Here is a 19332-nt window from a genome sequence, read left to right as displayed (position 1 = left end):
ATGAGTTGGAAGGAGACCGCCGCGCCAGTACTCACGCGAATGCCCACGGTGTCCCGACCCGAGGGACACGTGCCGTTCCGCCGGAAGCTCGGCTGGACGGCGGGCGTTCTCGTGTTGTACTTCTTCCTGACTAACGTGCTCATCTGGGGCCTGCAGGGCACCGGAGAGGACGCGTTCGGTCAGTTCAGAACCATCCTCGCCGGAGGACAGGGGAGTATCTTGCAGTTGGGCATCGGGCCCATCGTGACAGCGAGCATCGTGCTGCAACTCCTCGGCGGCGCGGACCTGCTCGGTCTCGACACCAACGATCCCCGCGACCAGGCGATCTATCAGGGCCTGCAGAAGGTGCTCGTCGTGGTGATGGTCTTCCTGACGGGCATCCCGCTCGTGTTCCTCGGCAATTTCCTGCCGGCGAACTCGCAGCTCGCCGCGTCGCTCGGCATCCCCGTCTGGGGGATGTCGTGGATCATCTTCGCGCAGATCGCCGTCGGCGGGATCCTCATCCTGTTCATGGACGAGGTCATCAGCAAGTGGGGCGTCGGGAGCGGCATCGGACTGTTCATCGTCGCCGGCGTGAGCCAGGCGCTCATCGGCGGGTTCCTGGCGTGGGAGGGGCTCGCGGGCTCGAACCCCGGTTTCTTCGCCACCTGGTTCGGCATCATCACCGGACAGGTCAACACCGGGCCGCTCACGCAGGCGAGCGGCCTCGAGTTCCTGGTGTTCGGGCAGGGACAGCTGCTGGCGCTGCTCACGACGCTGCTCATCTTCGGCATCGTCGTGTACGCCGAGTCCGTCCGCGTCGAGATTCCCCTCAGCCACTCGCAGGTGCGCGGGGCCCGCGGGCGCTTCCCGGTGAAGCTCATCTACGCGAGCGTCCTGCCGATGATCCTCGTCCGCGCGCTGCAGGCGAACATCCAGTTCCTCGGGCGCATCCTCGCCTCGCAACTCGGCGACGGTATGCCCGCCTGGCTGGGCGTCTACCAGACGACGGAGACGGGGCTACAGCCCACCGCCGGGCTGTTCTACTACTTCGCGCCGATCTACTCGCCCCAGCAGTGGATCCCGGCGCTCAGTACCCAGCCGCTGGACATCCTCGCCCGCATCGCCGTGGACCTCACGTTCATGGTGGTCGGCGGGGCCATCTTCGCGATCTTCTGGGTCGAAACCACCGGCATGGGGCCGGAGGCGACCGCCCAGCAGATACAGCGCTCGGGGATGCAGATCCCGGGCTTCCGCAAGAGCCCCGGCGTCATGGAGAAGGTGCTCGAACGCTACATCCCGCAGGTCACCGTCATCGGCGGTGCCCTCGTCGGACTGCTCGCCGTCGCGGCGAACATGCTCGGCACCATCGGGACCGTCTCCGGGACGGGCCTGCTGCTCACGGTCTCCATCACGTACAAGCTGTACGAGGAGATCGCCGAGGAGCAGCTCATGGAGATGCACCCAATGATGCGCCAGATGTTCTCCTCGGGCGACTGAACAGGTTGACCAGTGCAGTCTTCCCATCGGCGTCGTGAATCCGGCCAGAACTGGCCCACACTCACCCCAGGAGGAAAATTCTCCTGTGGTACAATAGTGTTATGATTATCCTCAAACAATCCTCACCGGGGGTCGCTATGGCCAAAGTGCTTGCTCAATGTGATGAGTGTGAGAAAGTGCTCGTCGCGACAGTTGACGGTGGAGGGGAGATCCGACCGATAGGGGTCACCGAATGCCCGGTGTGTGGTGGAGCCGCATTCATCGAATTGAGGTTCAACTCGGATGGGTACACGGAACGAGACGAGTCGAATCCGTAGCCGCTCGGGGCGCGCTGAGATGTCCTCTCGTTTTCAAGGCGTGTAGTCGCTATAGAATGTCCGTGTTCCCCCTCAAATTCGCTACGTCACCACCACGAAACTAACCTATCCGTCCCTGGCCTACGTTTACGCTCTTGGTCGCTGTAGTGATACGGGGACCGTACGCGAGGAAGGCGACGAGTGCTCGGTCACGCTGCGTGTTTCGTCCACGACCCGCGGCTTCTTTCAACGCCTCAATCTCGCCCTTCGTGAGCAGGTCGTCGGGGGCCCTCGGCCTGACTTTCCGACGCGGTGTTTCAATGTCTTCCCAGAACGGATACTCGTCGTAGTCGTCGCGGTCGTCCAGCCACCACTATTTCGAAGAACAGCCCCAGGACGCGCTTGTAGTTGTACACCCCACCTCCGTCAGCAGTGAGTCCGTACCCACCGTCACTCCTCGCGGTGGTAAGCAGCGTGAAGAGATCGAACACGTCGCTCTTTCGCATCTCCAACAGCGGAACGGAAGCACGCTCGCTTGTGCATCGGAGCGTGCTCAAATCCGTGGTGAGAGTCGTCGTCTCTTTTCCTTCCGACCGTCGGGAGTCGTGGAATTCGACGATAGCCTCGCGGTCGCCTTCGGTACTCTCGGCTTCGAGAACCTGCTTAAGCCGCCACGCGTGTTTTTCGGAGAGGTCTCCGGTATCGGCCACGTCTCCCACGTAAGTGATTCGCACCCACAGATGTTCAGTCAGTCGAGCGACTGACGGTTACGGCCGAGCATTCCACGGTCCGTTCCCCCCTCGACGCGCGGTCGCGGACGCTCGAAGAGCCGTAGAAGGAGGGCGGCGAGCCGCGTAGACGCGTATCCAACCCCACCTGCGATCGCCGCGGTCCGAACCGAAGCAGGAGCGCTCGTGAGTTCGAGCCGCGATCGGGCCGCACGCTCGACCGCCGCCCTCGAGGAATCCTACGCCCGAAGCATCGAATACTTTCCGGTTTTCGCACATATCTTCGAGGCTTAATAAAGACCGGTTGCGAGAGGAGCGATGCGACCGGCGTCTCGGGCGGGATGGGCGGGGGCGACCGTTCACTCGTAGTCCGGATGCCTCGGGTAGTTCTCCAGGGTGTAGAACTCGCGGTTGCCGCAGACCGCGCACTCCTCCGGCGGTCTGAACGTGTGCTCCTCGGTGTGGATCCCGGCGTGGACGACATGACACTCGCCACAGACGTACAACTGCGGCCGCTGGGGTACGTGAGCCATGCCACATCAAATGACAGTCGAGAGCAAATAGCTTCGTTCCGTCGGGGATCGAGTCAGTCAGGGGGCGAGGGGTCGGGGCGTCCCCGGCCTTCGGTGGGAACGCGTGACGTTTTCGACACCCTCAATGACCCCGCGAGCGAACCCCCGGCGATGGACGCAGCCGGACGGACGCGCGCTCGGCTCCTCGGGCGATTTCTGCTCGCCTCACTCGCCGGGACGCTCCTCCTCGCGGTGATCGACACCGCCGCGGCGAGCAACGCCGCGGTGAGCCTCTCGAACGCCGCCTCGGGGAACGACCTCGACGTCCCGCGGTGGCTCTACGTCATGACCGGCGGGGCGACCATCGGCGCGTCGGCGGTCCTCGCGAGCTTCGTCACCGACAGGAGGTTCATCGAGCGCGCCCACGAGAGCCGCGTGGTCCTCCCGTCACGGGGGGTGGTCCGTCGGTGGGCGGTACGGGCGGCGCGCGGATTCGGGCTAGTCGCCCTCGCCTACGTCGTCTGGCAGGGGTTCGCCGGGCCGCAGGTGCCGACGGTCAACGCCGCGGTCATCCTGGTGTTCGCCGGAGTGCGGGCGGGGCTGACGATGTTCGCCTACCTCGTCGCCGACCCCTGGCCCGCGCTCAACCCGTGGCGGACCCTCGCGCAGCGCCTCCCGTCGCTCGACCGGCCGTACCCCGAGCGCCTCGGACGGTGGCCCGCCGTCGTCGGGTTCCTGGCACTCATCTGGATCGAGACGACGACGGCCGTCAACGCCGTCCCCGCGATGCTCTCGTGGGCGCTCGTGGGCTACACGGCCGTGACGCTCGCCGGGACGGTCGTCTTCTCGCCGGCGACGTGGTTCCGGTATGGGGACCCCGTCGCCGTCGCCTTCCGGTTCTACGGCGCGGTCGCACCGCTCCGGTGGACCGACGGTGGGCTGTCGCTGCGGCCGCCGGGCTTTCGGCTCCCGGACTCCGATCTCGTCGACGGACGGGACGACGTGGCGTTCGTCGTCGCGCTGGTCTGGGAGCTGACGTTCACCGGATTCGTCACGACGTCCGCCGGCGCGGTCGTCGTCCGGTCGATCGTCGGCGGCGGCGTCCCGCCGCTCGCGGTGTACGCGCTGCTGTTCGTCGGGGGGTACGCCGCCTTCCTCGCGGCGTACCGGTACGCCGCGAGGCGCTCGCGGCGCGTCTCGGAGACGTACCTCCCGACGCGGACGCTGCTCGTGCGCTTCGCGCCGCCGCTGCTCGCCATCGCCGCGGGCTACCACCTCGCGCACTACTTCACCTTCTTCGTCACGCTGACCCCGCGGCTGGCGGACGTACTCGCGAGTCCGCTCTCCCCCGCGGCGAACCCCGTCGTCCTCACGGTGCCGTGGTGGTTCGGCGCGCTCCCGATGACGTTCGTCCTCATCGGCCACCTCCTTTCGATCTGGCTCGCCCACACCACCGCCTACGGGACGTTTCCGGCCCGCATGCAGGCCATCCGCAGCCAGTTCCCGTTCGTGGCGGTCATGATCGGGTACACGGTCGTGAGCCTCTGGCTGCTGTCGCTGCCGACGACGGCCCCGCCGTTCCTCGGCGGGGGATGACGCGTCGTAGCGCGACACCCTCTGATCCCACCGTCCCTCTGGGTCGGAGAGCGTCCGAACGGCGGGCAACCGAACGGACGGTTCGCTAGCGTCGACGCCCGTGAACCACCGGATAAGGGCGAGGGTCCTACCGCTCGACGGTGATCGTCCGGTCGGGCATCTCGAAGAAGGCGGTCTCGTAGCCGTCGTGTCGGGCGACCTGCGGGGGGACGTCGACGCTGACGCGGAGTTCGTCGCCCGGTTCGAGCGACTCGACGCCCGCGCCGTAGTGCGCCCCGAGTTCGGGGTCGAGCGTCTCGGTCAGCGCACCCTCGTAGATCGTCTCCCCGCCGCGCGCGAGCGTCGCCGAGAGGGCCATCATCGGGATCACGATGCGGTTGTACGGCGTCCGGGCCACGACGGCGAGGTAGGCCCCCCCGTCCGCGTCGAAGCGCGCGGGGTCGTCGACCGCGAGCACCTCGAGGACCGCGTCGCCGGTCCTCGTCCGGCCGACGGGCGTTCCCGGGAGCGAGTCGACGGGCGGGACGATCCCCATCGGCACGTCCATGTCCATCGTCGGGACGGCCCCGCGCTCGCCCGAGCGCTCGCCGAGGCGTCGCAGTTCGAGGCCGTACACGTCGTCCGTGTCGAACGTGAAGGCGAACGTCGCGGAGCGAGCGTCCTCGAACCGTCCCGCGAACGCCCCGGTGGCCCTGACGGTGGGCCGGCCGACGGTCACGGTCGCCTCGTAGTCGCCCTCGCCGTCGAGCGGGTAGTTCGCGCCGTAGTGAAAGCCCATCTGCTGGGAGAGCATGGGGTAGGCGACCTCCTGGGTGACGACGTCGCCGTCGCGTTCGATCCGAAGCGAGACGTCCGACCCCGCGGGTACCACCTGGCGCGTCTCGCGATCCCAGAGGGCGACCATCAGGTGGACGGCGTCGTCGTCGGTCACGACGACCTTCTCCCGCTCGCGGTTGGTCACGTTCCAGAAGCGGTGGGGGTAGGAGTAGAGGAGTGCGAGACCGTACGGTCCCGTCGTCTCGCGCCCGTACACCCCCATCGCCTCGGTGACGGCGGGGACGTAGACTGCCTTCGGGCGGTCCTCGACGAGCGGCGGGTCGCGCCACGCCGACTGCGTTCCGAACCCGTCGAGACAGCCAGCGAGCGCGACGGCGATCCCGCCGGAGAGCGCGCGTAGAACCTCACGACGACGCATTGAGGGAGCGTAGTCGGCGGCGACCAATACCCCTGTTGGTCCGGTTCTCGAACGCGCGACGGTGACCTACTCGTCCGGCCGGGGCCCCTCACCCCGCGTCGAGCGCCGGACGCGCGCCTGCCGACGCGTGTACGCCCGCCAGAGAACCAGCCCGACGGCCGCGTAGACGGCGACGAGACCCCCCATCAGCCCGCCGATGCCGACCGTCGAGGTGACGAGCCCCGGCGCGGCGAGCAGGGCACCGCCGGCGGCACAGAGGAGGACGGCGGGCAGACCGACAGTCATGTAGACGACCGCCGTCCCAAACGTGAGCTGTCGCTGGCCGCACTCCGGACAGTTGTCCCGCTGCGGGGGGATGGGAGCACCGCAGGCGACGCAGGGGATCCGAGCCACGCTCTCACGATCGGTTATCGACATTATTGAACGTTCGGATTGGTTAGGGAAGGCGGAGACTCGTCCCGCCGTGACTTCCACGGACGGGGAAGTGTCGCGGACGGGGGAGACCGCCGGACTCGGGAGGGGCGGCCGATTACGGTCCTTCGGCGTCGGCGACGGTCGGGTCAGCTACGGCTGACTCGCTTCCCCAGTTTCCGGACCAGTCGTCCGACGAGTCGAAGCGTCGTGACGACGCTCGTGACGTTGTACACGAGTTTGAGCGCGCGCTTCAGGTTCGATGCCATACTCGATCTACCGGGAGCGCGAGTCAAGAATGATCTGCCTGCTACTGCGCTCCGAGAGCGGTCCGGTGGGGACGACCGCCGTCGCCGACCGTCAGCCCGCGGTCGTCAGCCGCGCCGGCGCGCGACCACGGCCCCCGCGATGACGAGGAGTACCACGAACACGGGGACGTGCCACTCGTCCGTGACGAGCGGCGGAGCGACGAACGACCCCCCGAGCGCGACGAGGATACCGACGACCGCGGCACCCGAGACGGGCCTCAGATCCCGATCGCCGTCGTGCAGAACCGCCGCCACGAGCGCGACGAGGCCGATCGCGAACGCGATCCGCTCGTCCGGCGAGGAGAGGATGCCGTGGGGGATGCCGAAGATCCCTCGTGGAGCTAGCATCCCCGGTCGTAGACGGTCGGCGTACTTAACGGCTCACCACGGACGCGCCCGCCGTTCAGAGTTTCCGGGACGTCGATCAGTCCGGTTTCGTACTTGATCGCCAACACTTATACGAGCGAACGTTGACACGATTCCGCATGGCTCCTGACGTTCGAACGAACGCGGTCATCGGCGCGGCGCTCACGCTCCTCACGGCGTTCGTTCCCCTCTCCCCGCTGCTCGGCGGCGGGGTGGCGGGGTACTTACACCGGGAGACGCGCGAGGTCGGCGCGCGCGTCGGCGCGCTCTCGGGGGTGCTCGCGGCGGTTCCGCTGTTCCTCGTCGCCTCCCGGCTCTGGCCGATCACCGCGGCGGGGTTCAGCGCCGCGTTCGTCGGCGCGTTCGCCGTCGGCCTCGTCGCGCTCGTGGCGGCGTACGCCGTCGGACTGGGGGCGCTCGGGGGATACGTCGGTAGTCACGTCGCCGAGCGTCGCCGGGGCGTCTCGGCGTCCGAGCGGGGGGATCCGCGGTGATACCGCCGGTCGCACGTCGATAACGGACACCCGGCACTCCGGGGTACCGCGTAGCGTAACACGGGTACAGCCGACGGTACGAGGCGACCGCGAACGGGCGCGGTGGGGCGGCGGCGATCGACTCGACTAGCCGAACAGGCGCTCGCGGAGGCTCCGTTCGCGCCTGCGCTCCGCGAGTATCACCGAGCACTCCACGTCGTCGACCACGTCCATCACGAGCGACCCGCCCACGAGTCGGCGCAGGAGGCCGCGCTCGGTCGCGCCGACGACGAGCAGTGTCGCGTCCCGGGCGGCCCGTTCGATGGACGCCTCCACGTCGCCCGTCTCGACGCGGAGGGCGGCGTCCGCCAGGTCGTGCTCGGCGCCCCACGATTCGAGGAACGCCCGCCCCTTCGCCTCGTCGTCGGCGACGTTGAGCAGGGTCACCTCGCTCCCGTACTCCCGAGCGAGGAGCGCTGCGACGGTGGCCGAGAGGTCGGAGTCCGGCCCGCCCGCCGTCGGGACGAGGATGCGCGAGGGATCGAACCCGCGGTCCTTCAGGACGAGGAAGTCACAGGGGACGGTCTCGACGAGTTCGTCCACGGCGCTCTCCGCGCGCCCGGGAGACCCGTGAGCGTCGGGGCCCCACCCCATCACGACCAGGTCGGCGGCGTGCGTCCGCGCCGCGTCGAACACCTCCTCGAACGTCCGGTGAGAGAGGATGGTGTGCGTCTCGACGGGGACGCCGAACGTCTCCGCGTCGCGCCGGGCGTTGCCGAGGAGCGTCCCCGACTCGGCGTCGAGTTCCTCGACGTGCTCCGCCCCGGCGGCGAGCGCCGTCTGATCGGGGACCGTGACGATGTGCGTCGCGAGCACCGTTCCGCCGCGCTGCCTGGCGATGGCGCTCGCGAGCGTGATGAGGTCGGTCTCGGACTCGGGGTTCGCGAGGGGGACCATCACGCGGTAGGAACCGCCGTCGGGCTTGACGCTGGCGGCGGCCGAGACCGCCGGATCGGGGAACGCGCCGGGGCGCGAGAGGACGTACCGCGAGAGGACGCCCTGCTTGCTCGTCCGGCCGCGGGCGTAGAGGACGTACCAACCGGCCGCGAACAGCACGAACGCGAGACAGAGCGCGACGATGACAGTCGAGAAGAACGCGATGAGCGCGAACGAGATGACCGCACCCAGGACCGGGACGACCGGGTACAGCGGCACCCGGTAGTCGGGCGCGTAGTCCTCGGGGGCGACCTGCCGCATGACGACCAGCGCGACGTTCAGCAGCCCGTAGATGACGAGGTGGAGGACGCTCCCCGCGGTCGAGAGGGTCGTCAGGTCGCCGAACGCGATGAACGCGAGGATGAAGCCGCCGGTCACCGCGATCGAGCGGTACGGCGTCCCGTACCGCGGGTGGACGTCGTTCAGCTCCGGGCTGATGATGCCGTCGCGACCCATGGCGAAGTTGATGCGCGAGGAGGCGAGGATCGACGCGTTCGCGCTGGAGGCGGTCGCGAGCAACCCGCCGAACAGCATCGCCGCCGCGCCCAGGGGACCGATGAGCAACCGCGCGACGTCGACGACCGCCGTGTCGTTACCCGCGACGAGGCTGTTGTCCACGGCCGCGAGGACCGTCACCAGCACGAGCGCGTAGACGATCGTGACGATGACCACGCTCCCGATCACCGCGCGGGGGAGGTTCCGGCCAGGGTCCTTGATCTCCTCTCCCACCGAGGTGATCTGGACGAACCCGAGATAGGAGACGAAGATGAGACCCGTCACGGGTAGCAGGGGACCGTACCCGTCGGGTGCGATCGGCGTCAGCTTCGCCACGTCGGCCTGCATCGCGCCGAAGACGGTGAACACGGCGAGGATGCCCACCAGCGTGACGACGATCACGTTCTGCAGGCGACCGGTCTCCTTCGCGCCGACGTAGTTCACGAGGATGAACACGCCCGCGCCGGCGAGCGCGACTAGCTTCGGGCCGGACAGCGACAGCACGACGAGGTCGAGCGTCGGGAGCGCGACGCCGAGATAGGCGTCGAACATGGTCGCGATGTACTGGCCGAACCCGTACATGTAGAAGGCGCTCGCGAACGCCAGCCCCATCCAGTTGCCCCACCCGGCGATCGAGCCGAACAGCGGACCGAGCGCGTGGTTGATGTAGTAGTACGCCCCGCCGGACCGGGGCATGGCCGTCCCGAGTTCGCTCGCCGAGAAGGCAGTCAGTATGGCGATGCCGCCGCCGAGCAGGAAGGCGACCGCCGCGAGCGGTCCGGCCCGCTGGACGGCCGTGCCCGGAAGGATGAAGATGCCCGCGCCGATCATCGTCCCCACGCCGATCGTCAGCGCGGCGAGCGGACCGAGGTCCTTCGCGAGTTCCTGCTCGCCGTCGGTCATCCCGCGTCACCGCCGGCGAACCGCGGCTCACCCACCCCCGTCACCCCCCGGCAGAACGACGACCGGCAGATCACCCGCCGTGACCAGTTTGAGCGTACGGTTGCCGGTGATCAGGCGCGTCAGGAAGCCGCCCTCGCGTGGCTGGAACGCGACGGCGCTGGCGTCGAGGTCGGCCGCCGCCTCGAACACCGCGGCGACGACGTCGCGGGCGTAGCGCGTCTCGGTCGCCGCGTCGGGGAACTCCTCCTCGAAGGCCGCGTAGGCCGCTTCGGCGAGTTCCTCGCTCTGTTCCACGGGTATCTTGTCCGGAACGCCCTCCCCCTTCTCGACGACGTGGAGCACGGTCACGGCCGTCGGCGCGTAGGGCGCGAGCGCCCGCGCGGTCGCCCGGGCGTCGTCCTCGTTCGCGACGGGGACCAGCACGTGCGAGAGGAGGTCGGTCATCGTCGATCCCCCACCGTCGAGTCGTCGGTTCCGGTTCGTGCGTCCATGGACGAACGCACGGCCAGGCGGTGAATAATCCTTCGCCCTCGATGAAAACCGATTTGAGCGGCCGGGCGTTGGTTCGACCATGCGAGAGGGGTCCGAATGCGCGTAGTCGTCGTCGGCGCGGGCGAGGTCGGTTCGAGCATCGCCGAGAGCCTCAGCGTCACCCACGAGGTCGTCGTCGTCGACATCGATTCGGAGCGGGCGGACGCCCTCGCCTACGACATGGACGTGCTCTCGCTCGCGGGCGACGGAACCGACCTCGACGTCCTGGAGGAGGCGGGCATCGAGGAGGCGGACATCATCATCGCCAGCACGGACGACGACGAGACGAACATCGTCACCTGCGGGACGGCGAAGGCCGTCGGCGAGGCGTTCACCATCGCCCGGGTGAAGCGCCCGCAGTACCTCCGGACGTGGCAGCGCTCCGAGTACGCCTTCGGCATCGACTTCATGATCTGTACGGACCTGCTGACCGCGAACGCCATCGTCGGCATCATCGGCCTCCCGACGGCACAGGACGTGGACATGTTCTCGGGCGGGACCGTCCAGATGACCGAGTTCAAGGTGCCACCGAACAGCCCGGTCGCGGGGCGGACCGTCGCGGAGGCCGACGAGTTCGAACAGCTCACCTTCGCCGCCATCATCCGCGACGACGACATCCTCATCCCGAACGGTCAGACCCGCATCGAGAGCGAGGACGAGATCGTCGTGATCGGCCACCCGGAGAGCGCCCGCGCGTTCGGCGCGGCGATCGCCCCGAGTCAGAACGGACCGAACGACGTCGTCATCGTCGGCGGGAGCGAGATCGGCTACCAGGTCGCACAGCTCCTCGAGGAGCGCGAGTTCAACCCCCGCCTGATCGAGCGCGACGAGGAGCGCGCGCGCTGGCTCGCCGAACGGCTCCCGAAGACGCTCGTCCTCGGGAGCGACGCGACCGACCAGGACTTCCTCGAACGCGAGCGGATCGGCGACGCCGACGTGCTCGTGGCGACCCTGGAGAACGACCAGCAGAACCTCCTCGCGACGCTCCTCGCGAAGCGACTCGGCACCGAGCGCGCCGTCGCCGTGGTCGACACCGGCGACTTCGCCGACCTGTTCGAGGCCGTCGGGGTGGACGTCGCGGTCAGCCCGCGCGAGGTCACCGCCGAGGAGATCATCCGGTTCACCCGCTCGCGCCGCATGGAGAACATCTCCATGATCGAGGGCGACCGGGCGGAGGTCATCGAGGTCGAGGTCGCTCCCGACAGCGAACTCGCCGGGCGACCGATCCGCGAGGTCGTCACCCGCCTCCCGAACGTCGTCTTCGGGGCGATCACCCGCGACGGGGTGTTCATCACTCCGCGCGGCGACACGGTCATCGAGGTCGGTGACCACGTCGTCATGTTCGCCGAGACCGACTCGGTCGACGAGGTAACGAACGTGATATGATGCGGGTCCGCTGGCGCACGAGCGCCAGCTACCTCGGGACCGTCCTGACGGCGCTGACCGCCCCGCTCGCCCTCACCGCCGGCGTCTCGCTCGCCTACGGCGAGTCTCCGGTGCCGCTCCTCGCGCCGGCGGGCCTCTCGCTCGCGCTCGGCCTCGCGCTCGGGCGGTTCGAGCGCGGGTCGCTCGGCCCGCGGGAGACGTATCTGATGGTGTCGGCCGCGTGGTTCGCCGTGGCCGCCGTCGGCGCGCTCCCCTTCCTCCTCGCCGGGACGGGCGTCTTCGCCGATCCGGTGAACGCGCTGTTCGAGTCGATGAGCGGCATCACGACGACCGGCGCGACGGTCCTCGAGTCCTTCGACGTTCACGACCGCGGCGTCATGATGTGGCGGCAGGTCCTCCAGTGGCTCGGCGGCCTCGGCATCCTCATCCTCGTCGTCGCGCTCTTCTCCCAGCTCTCGGTCGGCGGCGCGAAGCTGATGGAGACGGAGACGCAGACGACGGACGTGGCGAAGCTCGCCCCGCGCATGACCCAGACCGCGCGGCTCATCGGCGGGCTGTACGCCGTACTGACCGTCGCGTTGACGCTCCTGTTGTTCGCCATGAACGTCGTCGGCATCGCCCCCGCGATGACGCCGTACAACGCCGTCGCTCACGCCCTGACGACCGTCTCGACCGCCGGGTTCTCTCCCGAACCCGACAGCGTGGGGGCGTTCACGCCCGCGGTGCAGTGGGTCATCGCCGCGTTCATGCTCATCGGCGCGACGAACTTCGTGCTCCTGTATCACCTGCTGCGGGGCGACGTCGACCGGCTCCTCCGGAGCGAGGAGCTCCGGGCCTACCTCGGCGTCCTCGCCGTCGGTACCGTCCTCGTCGCCGCCTTCCTCGCGCTCGACGGGACGTACGACGGGGACTGGGAGACGGTGCGACACGCCGCGTTCCAGGTCGTCTCCATCGTGACGACGACCGGCTACGCCTCCAGCGACTTCGACGCGTGGTCGGTCGGCGCGCGCCACCTGCTCTTTCTCGGCATGTTCATCGGCGGGATGGCCGGGAGCACCACCTGCTCGATCAAGACGTTCCGGTGGCTCGTCGCGGCGAAGGCGTTCCGGCGGAACCTGCTGCTCGCCGTCCACCCCGACGCGGTTCGTCCCGTCCGCCTCGGATCGGCGATCGTCGACGAGCGGGCGATCCGCGACGTCATCGCGTACGTCCTGCTCAGTCTCGTGATCTTCGGCCTGCTGACGGTGTTCATGGTCGTCGACGTCTCGCGGGCGTCGGTCGCCCTCGGGGAGTTCGAGGTCATGGGGGCGGCCGCGTCGACGTTCCTCAACATCGGTCCGGCGTTCGGCCCGGCCGGACCCTACGGGACCTACAACGTCTTCCCGAGAACGACGAAGGTGGCGATGATCCTCATGATGTGGATCGGACGCATCGAGATCATCCCCGTGTTACTGCTGCTCACGCCATCGTTCTGGCGTTCGTAGAGCGGTGGATTGATACTCGCGCCCCGGACAGGCTTTCGTGTGAATTTCACGCGACGCGTCTCGACCGGGAGCCGGATCCGCGTCGAGTGGCGTGCGAGCGTCAGCCTCGTCGGGACGGTCCTCCGCTATCTCTCTGCGGCGCTCCTCTTCCCGCTGGCCGTCGCCGTCTACTACGGGGAGGACGTCTGGGTGTTCGTCGCCACCCTCATCATCACCGTCGTCGCGGGTACGCTCCTCGAACGGCTCGACCCCGCCCCGGACCTCGGTCCCCGCGAGGGGTTCCTGATGGTGGCGCTGACGTGGCTCGCGGTGGCGGGCGTCGGCACGCTCCCGTACCTGCTCGCGGGCGCGGGAAGCGAGTCGACGCTTCGCTTCCCGACGAACGCGCTCTTCGAGTCGATGAGCGGCTTCACGACCACCGGCGCGACGGTGATGGGGGACATCTCCTTCGACACCCACTCGCGGGCGCTCATGATGTGGCGACAGCTCACCCAGTGGCTCGGCGGGATGGGCATCGTCGTCCTCGCGGTCGCCATCCTGCCGGAACTCTCCGTCGGCGGCGCGCAGTTGATCGACGCCGAGGCACCCGGCCCCGGCATCGAGAAGCTCACCCCGCGGATCGCGGAGACGGCGCGCGTGCTCTGGCTCGCGTACCTCGGACTGACGGCGCTCGAGGTCCTCCTGCTCTACGCGCTCCACCTCGGCGGGTTCGCGCCGAACATGACGTTCTACAACGCGGTCGCCCACGGACTGACGACGATGCCGACCGGCGGGTTCTCGCCCGAGGCGCGCTCCATCGAGGCGTTCTCGGCGGCCGTCCAGTGGGTGATAATCCCGTTCATGATCGCCGCGGGGGTGAACTTCGCGCTCGTCTGGCAGGTCGTCGACGGCAAGCCGCGACGGCTGTTCCGCGACAGCGAGTTCCGCTTCTACCTCGGGCTCCTCGGCGCACTGAGCGCCCTCGGTGCCGTCCTGCTGTTCGCCGGCACCGGGCTCGCGACCGGCGGCGTCACCGTCGGGGCGGAGTACCTCGCGGTCGCGCGCGATACCATACCCGGGGACGTCGAGCGGTCGCTCCGGGAGTCGACCTTCCAGTTCGTCTCGATCATGACGACGACCGGCTACGCGAGCATGGACTTCAACGCGTGGAGCGACTCGACGAAGTACCTCCTGCTCGTGGCGATGCTCATCGGCGGCTCGGCGGGATCGACCGGCGGCGCGATCAAGGTCGTCCGCTGGCTGGTGATCCTGAAGACCGTCCGACGCGAACTGTTCACGACGGTCCACCCCGAGGCCGTCCGGCCCGTCCGCCTCGGCGGGAACGTCCTCGACGAGCGCACCATCCGGGGCATCTTCGCCTTCACGCTGCTCTACGTCACGCTCTTCTTCGTGAGCGTCGTCGTCCTGCTCGTTGACGCACAGCGGATCGGCTACGCGCTGTCGGCGTTCGAGGCGATGAGCGCCGTCGGCGCGACGCTCGGCAACGTCGGGCCGGGATTCGGTAGCCTCGGTCCCATGCAGAGCTACCTCGAGTTCTCCGGCTTCTCGAAGCTCTACATGGTCTTTCTGATGTGGGTCGGTCGCCTCGAGATCATCCCCGTGCTGGTGCTGCTGACCCGCGCGTACTGGCGGTCCTGAGATCCGCCGCCGACGCACCGCCCGCCGGAACGGTGGGCAACGAGATTATGCCGGCCGCCGTCCCTGAGACACGGCGGGGAGGACGGCGAGATGAGCGACGACGAGCGGTCGACGGGGGGGAGGCCGGACCGGAGAGGTGCCGGGATCGCCCTCGAGGAGCACCGACGGCAGATCGAGTACCAGGTGGACCGCTCCGATAGTCTCGTCCGGACCGCGCTCACCCTCGCACAGCTGACCGGGGTGTTGCTCGGCGGCGTCGTCGCGTTCTCCCGCGTCCCCGGTATCGTCGTGACCTCGCGGTTGTACGCCGGACTGGGCCTCTCGCTTCTGTTCTCCTCGTTCTTCATCTTCATCTTCACGAGCAACAGCGGCGGGTTCCTGGCGCTGCGAACGCTCAAGACGGTGCGGGCGGTGCCGAACGAGACGCCCGGTCGGCCGAGAAGCGCCCGGGTGGAGCGGACGCTCCTGTCGTCGTACCGCGAGGCGGTCGACCGCAACGAGATCACCATCCGACAGATGTACGGGCTCGTGATGATCGCCCAGACGTTCCTGTTCTCCGGACTGGTGTTTCTCTACCTCAGCGTCATCCTCGACGGGACGGACGGCTTCGTCGAGGCGCTCGTCCTCACGGGCGCGCTGTCCGTGGCGTTCTTCGCCGCGGGGTCGCGGATGTGGCGGTGAGCGGGCGTCATACGGACTGCTGTAACTGTTTACCGCTTCGGCCGCCCGAAAGCGGGCGGTCGCTGCGTACATGACTTACAGCGGTCCGTATCAGGGGTTGAGCCCCTTGATCGCCGACCGCAGGAACACGAGCACCGGGATGATCTCCAGCCGGCCGATCCACATGTTGAGGACGAACATCGCCTCGGCGAACGGGTTCATCGACGGGCCGGTGATGCCCGTCGAGAGGCCGACGTTGCCCTGCGCGCTCGCCACCTCGAACAGCGCGTCGGCGTAGCCGAACCCCGGGCCGACGGCGTTGACGAGCACGAGGCTCGAGGCGATGAGCAGGATGACCCACAGCAGGCTGACGATGGCCGCCTCGGAGAACTCCCGCTCCATCTCGGTGCGGGAGAGCGTCCGGTCGCCGATCCGCGCCGTCACGACGGCGTTGGCGGGGAGGAACACCCGCGAGAACTGCCACACGATGCCCCGCGAGACGGTGTACCCGCGGATGATCTTGATGCCGCCGACGGTCGACCCCGCCGCGCCGCCGAGGACCATCGCCGTCGAGAGGATGAGCTTCCCGCCCGCGTTCCAGTCCCCGATGGGCGAGGACTGAAACCCCGTGCAGCTGAGCGCCGAGACGAACTGGAAGGCGGCGTCGCGGACGGCGTCGAGTTGCGCGGTCGAGAGACCGCCCGCCTGCAGCGGGAGGACGCCGAGCGCGGGGGCGACCGCGCCGTACCCCCCGCCGGGGAGACCGACCAGCAGCAACTGCGCGGAGAGGCCGACGACGCCGAGGGCGTAGAGGATGAACAGCCAGCGCGTCTGGAGGTCCGCGAACAGCTCCCCGGGGTCGCGGTCGCGCAGCACGAGGTAGTGGATCGGAAACGCGATCGCACCCAGCGTCATGATCGGCAGGAGGACGAACTCGATCAGCGGCGAGTTGTACGTCTCGATGGAGTTGTCCGTCACGGAGAACCCCCCGGTCGAGAGCCCCGTCATGGCGTGGTTGAGCGCCTGCCAGAACGCCTCGAACGTCGAGAGTTCCCGGGCGTACGGGCTCGTGCTCGTCAGGATGGCGACGAACAGCAGCGCGACCGCGATCACCGTGTAGAGCAGGAAGATCTTCCAGACGGTCCGCACGGTCGAGATGACGCTCGGGTGGATCTTCTCCTCTCGCGCCTCGCTCCGGTAGAGCGTGTAGCTCCCGCTCCCGGGGCGGGCGAGGATCGAGACGGTGAGGACGATGACCCCCACGCCGCCGACCCACTGCATGAGCGAGCGCCACCACTGGACGGCGCGTGGAAGCGACGGCTCGTGGACGGCCATCGTCAGCCCGCTCCCGGTCCACCCGCTCATCGACTCGAAGAGCGCGTGCAGCGGGTTCCGGAAGACGAACAGGCTCGACCGGCCGTAGTCCGCCCCCGCGGGAACGTACCGCGCGGCGAGATCGGGGGGGACGAGGTGCGCGCTGAACAGGAGCGGGAGCGCGCCGAAGACGGCGACGGAGAACCAGCCGGCGGCGGCGATGACCATCCCGTGTTTCGTCCGCGGGGCGGGGGCGTCGGCGAACCGGGTGCGGGCGGCGTAGCCGACGCCGGCGGTCAGGCCACCCGCCGCGAGGAACGCGAGCGCGACGTACCACTCGCGGAAGGCGAGCGCGACGAGCGTGGTGACGGTCATGAGCGCCGCCTCCATGAGCAACAGCGCGCCGACGTCGCGGAGGATGACGGCGAGGTCCGCGGGCGTGCCGCGAACGGACTGGCGACTCGGCATCGGTCACTCCGTGTCCGGCGTCGTCGCGTCCGCGTGATCCTCGTAGTGGCCGAAGATGTCGGTCACCTCCGGGGTCGCCCCCTCGCCGGAGTAGACCGTCAGCAGGTCGCCGGGTTCGATGACGGTGTTCCCGCGGGGGGTGATGGGGTTTTCCTCCCCGTTGCGCTCGACGGCGACGACGAGCATGTCCTCGTGGAGGAGACCGCCCTCGTCGGCCTCCAGGAGCGTCTTTCCGGCGATGTCCGCGTTCTCGCCGACGCGGATCTCGAACACCTCGGCCGTCTCCCCGACGTGCATGTAGTCGACGATGGTGGGGCGTTTCACCGCCCGGTAGAGGTACTCCGCGATGAGGCGCTGGGGGTTCTCCATCGTGTTGACGCCGATCTGCTCGAAGATCCCCATGTGATTCGGGTTGTGGACCACGGAGACGATGTCCGGCACGTCGAGTTCCTGGGCGAGCAGGCAGACCATGATGTTGGTGGCGTCCTGGTCGGTCGTGGAGATGAGCGCGTCCGCGCGGTCGGTGCCCGCGTCGAGGAGCGTCTCCTTCACCGTCGCGTCGTCGTTGATGACGAGGCAGTCGAAGTCGGCGGCCGTGCGCTCTGCCTTGCGCGAGTCGATCTCGATGACGACCACCTCGTTACCGCCGCTGGTGGCGATCTCGATGAGCGGGGTGCCGATGTCTCCCGCCCCGACGATGACGATGTACATCTGCCCCGGACTTCACCCGACGGTCTTGAAACGTTGTCGTTACGACGTCAGACGCGGACGACGCGCAGTTCGTACCCCTCGCCGTGGCCGTAGACCCGCCGGAAGAGCCCCTCGACGAAGTCCGCGGCGTGTTTCGGGTCGGCGATCGCCGAGAGGTAGACGACGCCCTCCGGGGCCTTCCGCGTCTCGGGCTGGGCGACCTTGAAGACGTGGAAGTCCGCGAGCAGCGCGTTCAGGCGCTCGCGCTCGTCGGGATCGCACTCGATGCGGAGGGTTCGGTCGGCGTACCGGACGGTCGCGCGGTCGGTCTCGAGGACCGCCCCCTCGCTGTCGCGGGTTCGGTGGGCGGCGATGGCGTCGACGACGAGCCCGAGGCGCTCCCGGGGTTCGTCCGCCTCGAATCGGGTCATGACGGAGGTACGGACGAGGGGGACTTAAGCGGCCCCCGAGGACGCCGCCGGCGCGGAGGACGCGCCGGCACCCGGCGAGCATCCCGTCTGCGTCCGCGGGACGTGGAGGAACGACGCGAGCGCGAACGCGCCGTCGTAGGTGGCGACCGTCCGGGGATCGGTCATCGGCGGAAACGCGGCCGGTTCCTACAAACCTTTTATGCCGGGCCGTGAGGGGCCGGTATGAGCAACCCGCGCATCCTGTTGCTCGGTCCGCCGGGCGCAGGCAAGGGAACGCAGAGCAAGAACGTCGTCGAGGAGTACGGCGTCGAACACATCACGACGGGCGACGCCCTCCGCGCGAACAAGGACATGGAGACCGACTACGGAAAGCCCCGTGAGTACATGGACAGGGGCGACCTCGTGCCGGACCCCGTCGTCAACGAGATCGTCGTCACCGCCCTGGAGGACGCGGACGAGGGGTTCGTCCTCGACGGCTACCCGCGCAACCTGTCGCAGGCGGAGTTCCTCGACGAGCACGCGACGATCGACGTCGTCCCGCTGCTCGACGTGGGCCGCGAGGAGCTGATCAGGCGGCTCACCGGCCGCCGCGTCTGCCCGGAGTGCGGCGCGACCTACCACGTCGAGTTCAACCCGCCGGAGACGGAGGGCGTCTGCGACGAGTGCGGGAGCGACTTGGTCCAGCGCGACGACGACACCGAGGAGACGGTGCGCGAGCGACTCACCGTCTACGAGGAGAACACGAAGCCGCTCGTCGAGTTCTACGAGGAGCGCGGCCTGCTGGCGCGCGTCGACGGCGAGGGGACGCCGGACGAGGTCTGGCAGGACCTCCGGCAGACCGTCGAGGAGGCGACGTCGAGCGACGAGTAGCCGGGAAACGGGGGCGAGGCGATCGACCGACGACCGGACGGACCGCGGACGGCCGCCCCCTCCCCGCGACCCGCACCGCGGGTCCACAGGGTTGATATTCCG

The 19332-nt window shown here is 68.7% G+C and carries 19 protein-coding genes; 8 read left to right on the top strand and 11 right to left on the bottom strand.

Translation table 11 applies throughout. The features are described 5' to 3' along the window. Positions 1–1479 (top strand): preprotein translocase subunit SecY, encoded by a 1479-nt coding sequence (gene secY, locus P1K31_RS01745; RefSeq protein ID WP_276304556.1) that lies wholly within the window; start codon positions 1–3, stop codon positions 1477–1479. 613 nt (positions 1480–2092) lie between these two features. Here the strand turns inward: secY and P1K31_RS01740 are convergent. Continuing rightward, positions 2093–2485, bottom strand: a complete 393-nt coding sequence (locus P1K31_RS01740; RefSeq protein WP_276304555.1) for a hypothetical protein — start codon at positions 2483–2485, stop codon at positions 2093–2095. A gap of 377 nt (positions 2486–2862) precedes the next feature. Next, positions 2863–3036 (bottom strand): hypothetical protein, encoded by a 174-nt coding sequence (locus P1K31_RS01735; protein WP_276304554.1) that lies wholly within the window; start codon positions 3034–3036, stop codon positions 2863–2865. A gap of 150 nt (positions 3037–3186) precedes the next feature. On the opposite strand from P1K31_RS01735, the gene P1K31_RS01730 reads away from it, so the two are divergent. After that, complete coding sequence (locus P1K31_RS01730) at positions 3187–4611, top strand: hypothetical protein (RefSeq protein WP_276304553.1); 1425 nt, start codon at positions 3187–3189, stop codon at positions 4609–4611. Positions 4612–4738: 127 nt separating this feature from the next. On the opposite strand, the gene P1K31_RS01725 is transcribed toward P1K31_RS01730, so the two are convergent. The 3 genes from P1K31_RS01725 to P1K31_RS01715 all read right to left on the bottom strand — a co-directional run bounded on the left by P1K31_RS01725 (position 4739) and on the right by P1K31_RS01715 (position 6873). Then, positions 4739–5806 (bottom strand): DUF7350 domain-containing protein, encoded by a 1068-nt coding sequence (locus tag P1K31_RS01725; protein WP_276304552.1) that lies wholly within the window; start codon positions 5804–5806, stop codon positions 4739–4741. Positions 5807–5872: 66 nt separating this feature from the next. Further along, positions 5873–6199: a hypothetical protein gene (locus P1K31_RS01720; protein WP_276304551.1), complete on the bottom strand. Its 327-nt coding sequence runs from the start codon at positions 6197–6199 to the stop codon at positions 5873–5875. Between the two features lie 392 nt (positions 6200–6591). Further along, positions 6592–6873, bottom strand: a complete 282-nt coding sequence (locus tag P1K31_RS01715; RefSeq protein WP_276304550.1) for a hypothetical protein — start codon at positions 6871–6873, stop codon at positions 6592–6594. Positions 6874–7010: 137 nt separating this feature from the next. On the opposite strand from P1K31_RS01715, the gene P1K31_RS01710 reads away from it, so the two are divergent. Continuing rightward, positions 7011–7385 carry a DUF5518 domain-containing protein gene (locus P1K31_RS01710; protein ID WP_276304549.1) on the top strand — a complete coding sequence of 125 codons (375 nt, stop codon included), beginning with the start codon at positions 7011–7013 and terminating at the stop codon, positions 7383–7385. Between the two features lie 126 nt (positions 7386–7511). On the opposite strand, the gene P1K31_RS01705 is transcribed toward P1K31_RS01710, so the two are convergent. Then, entirely contained in the window at positions 7512–9758 is a 2247-nt protein-coding gene (locus P1K31_RS01705; protein ID WP_276304548.1) for an amino acid permease, read from the bottom strand. A 27-nt stretch (positions 9759–9785) separates the two neighbouring features. Continuing rightward, positions 9786–10202, bottom strand: a complete 417-nt coding sequence (locus tag P1K31_RS01700) for a universal stress protein (protein WP_276304547.1) — start codon at positions 10200–10202, stop codon at positions 9786–9788. A gap of 144 nt (positions 10203–10346) precedes the next feature. Here P1K31_RS01700 and trkA point away from each other — a divergent pair, with 144 nt between their 5' ends. From trkA to P1K31_RS01680, 4 genes are all read left to right on the top strand, one after another. After that, positions 10347–11675 (top strand): Trk system potassium transporter TrkA, encoded by a 1329-nt coding sequence (gene trkA / locus P1K31_RS01695; RefSeq protein ID WP_276304546.1) that lies wholly within the window; start codon positions 10347–10349, stop codon positions 11673–11675. Next, positions 11672–13159: a TrkH family potassium uptake protein gene (locus tag P1K31_RS01690; protein ID WP_379793981.1), complete on the top strand. Its 1488-nt coding sequence runs from the start codon at positions 11672–11674 to the stop codon at positions 13157–13159. Before trkA ends, P1K31_RS01690 begins: the two co-directional genes overlap by 4 nt. Positions 13160–13234: 75 nt before the next feature. Then, the gene (locus P1K31_RS01685) at positions 13235–14797 is read left to right on the top strand and encodes a TrkH family potassium uptake protein (RefSeq protein WP_368410875.1); all 1563 of its coding nucleotides are present in this window, start codon (positions 13235–13237) and stop codon (positions 14795–14797) included. 90 nt (positions 14798–14887) lie between these two features. Then, a complete protein-coding gene (locus P1K31_RS01680) occupies positions 14888–15478 on the top strand; it encodes a hypothetical protein (protein WP_276304544.1) in 591 nt (196 codons plus the stop codon). A gap of 90 nt (positions 15479–15568) precedes the next feature. Here P1K31_RS01680 and P1K31_RS01675 read toward each other — a convergent pair whose 3' ends face one another. Genes P1K31_RS01675 through P1K31_RS01660 form a run of 4 tightly spaced genes read right to left on the bottom strand, consistent with a single transcriptional unit; the run spans position 15569 to position 18525 of the window. Beyond that, the gene (locus P1K31_RS01675; RefSeq protein ID WP_276304543.1) at positions 15569–17239 is read right to left on the bottom strand and encodes a TrkH family potassium uptake protein; all 1671 of its coding nucleotides are present in this window, start codon (positions 17237–17239) and stop codon (positions 15569–15571) included. A 3-nt stretch (positions 17240–17242) separates the two neighbouring features. Continuing rightward, positions 17243–17950, bottom strand: a complete 708-nt coding sequence (locus P1K31_RS01670) for a potassium channel family protein (RefSeq protein ID WP_276304542.1) — start codon at positions 17948–17950, stop codon at positions 17243–17245. Positions 17951–17997: 47 nt separating this feature from the next. Then, on the bottom strand, positions 17998–18360 hold the full coding sequence (locus tag P1K31_RS01665) for a DUF7975 family protein (protein WP_276304541.1): 363 nt from the start codon (positions 18358–18360) through the stop codon (positions 17998–18000). Positions 18361–18384: 24 nt separating this feature from the next. Further along, positions 18385–18525 carry a hypothetical protein gene (locus P1K31_RS01660; protein WP_276304540.1) on the bottom strand — a complete coding sequence of 47 codons (141 nt, stop codon included), beginning with the start codon at positions 18523–18525 and terminating at the stop codon, positions 18385–18387. A 57-nt stretch (positions 18526–18582) separates the two neighbouring features. Between P1K31_RS01660 and P1K31_RS01655 the strand changes: the two genes are divergently transcribed. Then, entirely contained in the window at positions 18583–19230 is a 648-nt protein-coding gene (locus P1K31_RS01655) for an adenylate kinase (protein WP_276304539.1), read from the top strand. Positions 19231–19332 lie beyond the last annotated feature (102 nt).

Source organism: Halomarina halobia (assembly GCF_029338575.1).
Lineage (GTDB): Archaea > Halobacteriota > Halobacteria > Halobacteriales > Haloarculaceae > Halomarina > Halomarina halobia.
Note: the sequence above shows the minus strand (reverse complement) of the source record. Positions and strands in the feature narration are given on the sequence as shown.

What these genes read in the sequence shown, in the direction of transcription:
- P1K31_RS01675 (WP_276304543.1), bottom strand. Translation starts at nt 17,239, where the DNA reads ATGCCGAGTCGCCAGTCCGTTCGCGGCACGCCCGCGGACCTCGCCGTC.
- P1K31_RS01660 (WP_276304540.1), bottom strand. Translation starts at nt 18,525, where the DNA reads ATGACCGATCCCCGGACGGTCGCCACCTACGACGGCGCGTTCGCGCTC.
- P1K31_RS01690 (WP_379793981.1), top strand. Translation starts at nt 11,672, where the DNA reads ATGATGCGGGTCCGCTGGCGCACGAGCGCCAGCTACCTCGGGACCGTC.
- P1K31_RS01655 (WP_276304539.1), top strand. Translation starts at nt 18,583, where the DNA reads ATGAGCAACCCGCGCATCCTGTTGCTCGGTCCGCCGGGCGCAGGCAAG.
- P1K31_RS01670 (WP_276304542.1), bottom strand. Translation starts at nt 17,950, where the DNA reads ATGTACATCGTCATCGTCGGGGCGGGAGACATCGGCACCCCGCTCATC.
- P1K31_RS01725 (WP_276304552.1), bottom strand. Translation starts at nt 5,806, where the DNA reads ATGCGTCGTCGTGAGGTTCTACGCGCGCTCTCCGGCGGGATCGCCGTC.
- secY (WP_276304556.1), top strand. Translation starts at nt 1, where the DNA reads ATGAGTTGGAAGGAGACCGCCGCGCCAGTACTCACGCGAATGCCCACG.
- P1K31_RS01730 (WP_276304553.1), top strand. Translation starts at nt 3,187, where the DNA reads ATGGACGCAGCCGGACGGACGCGCGCTCGGCTCCTCGGGCGATTTCTG.
- P1K31_RS01665 (WP_276304541.1), bottom strand. Translation starts at nt 18,360, where the DNA reads ATGACCCGATTCGAGGCGGACGAACCCCGGGAGCGCCTCGGGCTCGTC.
- P1K31_RS01735 (WP_276304554.1), bottom strand. Translation starts at nt 3,036, where the DNA reads ATGGCTCACGTACCCCAGCGGCCGCAGTTGTACGTCTGTGGCGAGTGT.
- P1K31_RS01680 (WP_276304544.1), top strand. Translation starts at nt 14,888, where the DNA reads ATGAGCGACGACGAGCGGTCGACGGGGGGGAGGCCGGACCGGAGAGGT.
- P1K31_RS01710 (WP_276304549.1), top strand. Translation starts at nt 7,011, where the DNA reads ATGGCTCCTGACGTTCGAACGAACGCGGTCATCGGCGCGGCGCTCACG.
- P1K31_RS01715 (WP_276304550.1), bottom strand. Translation starts at nt 6,873, where the DNA reads ATGCTAGCTCCACGAGGGATCTTCGGCATCCCCCACGGCATCCTCTCC.
- P1K31_RS01700 (WP_276304547.1), bottom strand. Translation starts at nt 10,202, where the DNA reads ATGACCGACCTCCTCTCGCACGTGCTGGTCCCCGTCGCGAACGAGGAC.
- trkA (WP_276304546.1), top strand. Translation starts at nt 10,347, where the DNA reads ATGCGCGTAGTCGTCGTCGGCGCGGGCGAGGTCGGTTCGAGCATCGCC.
- P1K31_RS01705 (WP_276304548.1), bottom strand. Translation starts at nt 9,758, where the DNA reads ATGACCGACGGCGAGCAGGAACTCGCGAAGGACCTCGGTCCGCTCGCC.